The sequence below is a fragment of the Cellulomonas fimi genome (assembly GCF_012952065.1).
Taxonomy (GTDB): domain Bacteria; phylum Actinomycetota; class Actinomycetes; order Actinomycetales; family Cellulomonadaceae; genus Pengzhenrongella; species Pengzhenrongella fimi_A.
On record NZ_JABCJJ010000068.1, the window covers coordinates 1 to 1,567 of the forward strand.

General features: G+C 68.7%; 1 protein-coding gene. It reads left to right on the top strand.

What is annotated here, in order from left to right; translation table 11 throughout:
- The first annotated feature begins 278 nt into the window (after window positions 1–278).
- Entirely contained in the window at window positions 279–1,526 is a 1,248-nt protein-coding gene (locus tag HIR71_RS16210; RefSeq protein WP_169326094.1) for an IS110 family RNA-guided transposase, read from the top strand.
- The last annotated feature ends 41 nt before the right edge of the window (window positions 1,527–1,567 follow it).

Below are 1,567 nucleotides of genomic sequence, written 5' to 3' on the forward strand. Positions count from 1 at the left end.
GAGCATTTGAGCGCCCTGCGGGCGCATCGTGGGTGGGGAAGATGGCGCTGGGATGTGGCGGTTGCCTCGGGCTCGCCGGTGGGTTCATCGTGGTCGGGTCGGTCCCGGTCAACGCCGGAACGCCTCTAGTGCCTGTGAGCTTGTGGCTGAGCATGGTGGTGGGGGGCAACCACGGGAACCGTGGAGTGTTGCCTCGAGCACGAATGTCAGACTTGTCAGTCTTCTCGCCCTCCCCGGGACCGGCGCTTTTGCATCCCGGACCAGGAAGGGGACGTCTGATGGATCTTCTTCACCCGCGTTGCGCGGGAGTGGACGTGAGCAAGCGCGACGCGAAGGTGTGCGTGCGGATCGCCTCGCCGGGCCGGGCGGGCGCGAAGTCGACGGTGACGACGTGGTCGTCGATGACCGGGCAGATCCTCGCGTTGCGCGAGCATCTGATCGAGCAGCAGGTCACGTTGGTGGTGATGGAGGCGACCGGGGACTACTGGAAGCCGTTCTACTACCTGCTCGAGGACGGTCCGTTCGAGGTGCTGCTGGTCAATGCCCGGCAGGTCAAGAACGTGCCGGGTCGCAAGACCGACGTCTCGGACGCGACCTGGCTCGCCCAGCTCGGTGCCCATGGCCTGGTGCGCGGTTCGTTCGTGCCGCCGCAGCCGATCCGTGAGCTGCGGGACCTGACCCGGACCAGGACCGCGGTCACCCGGGAACGGACCCGGGAGTGGCAGCGGCTGGAGAAGCTGCTCGAGGACGCCGGGGTCAAGCTGACGTCGGTCGCGACCGACATCAGCGGCCCGTCCGGCCGGGCGATGCTCACGGCGATGATCGACGGTGTTCACGACCCGGCGGTCCTCGCCGACCTGGCCCGCGCCCGACTGCGGGACAAGATCCCCGCCCTGACCGAGGCGTTGACCGGACGGTTCACCGCCCACCACGCGTTCCTGGCCCGGTTGCACCTGACCCTGATCGACCAGCACACCCAGGCCATCGAGGAGCTCACCGCGCGGATCGAGGTGGTGATCGCGCCGTTTCGTCGCGCCCGCGACCTGATCGTGACCGTGCCCGGGATCAGCACCACGTTGGCCGACATCATCATCGCCGAGACCGGTGCGGACATGACCCGGTTCCCCACCGCCGCGCACCTGGCGTCCTGGGCCGGCACCGCACCGGGTAGCCACGAGTCCGCCGGCCGGATCAAGTCCACCAAGACCCGCCCCGGCAATCCCTACCTCAAAGGCGCCCTGGGGATCGCCGCGCTGAGCATCGCGCGCAGCAGGCAGAACACCCGACTCGCCGCCCGTTACCGGCGCATCGCCTCCCGACGCGGTCCGATGAAAGCCCTCGTCGCGATCGAACACACCCTGCTCACCGCGATCTGGCACATGCTCACCGCCGACGTCGGCTACACCGACCTCGGCGGCGACTACTACACCCGGCGCACCCCGGACAAGACCAAGCAGCGCGCCCTGACCCAACTCCGCCAGCTCGGCTACGACGTCACCCTCAACCCACTACCCGCCACCGGCTGACGCCCGTAGCGCCCGTGGCCTGGCAGCCATCTTCATGTCAG

Bases quoted from the DNA above. Each gene is read 5' to 3' on its own strand.
- HIR71_RS16210 (WP_169326094.1), top strand. From the start codon at position 279: ATGGATCTTCTTCACCCGCGTTGCGCGGGAGTGGACGTGAGCAAGCGC.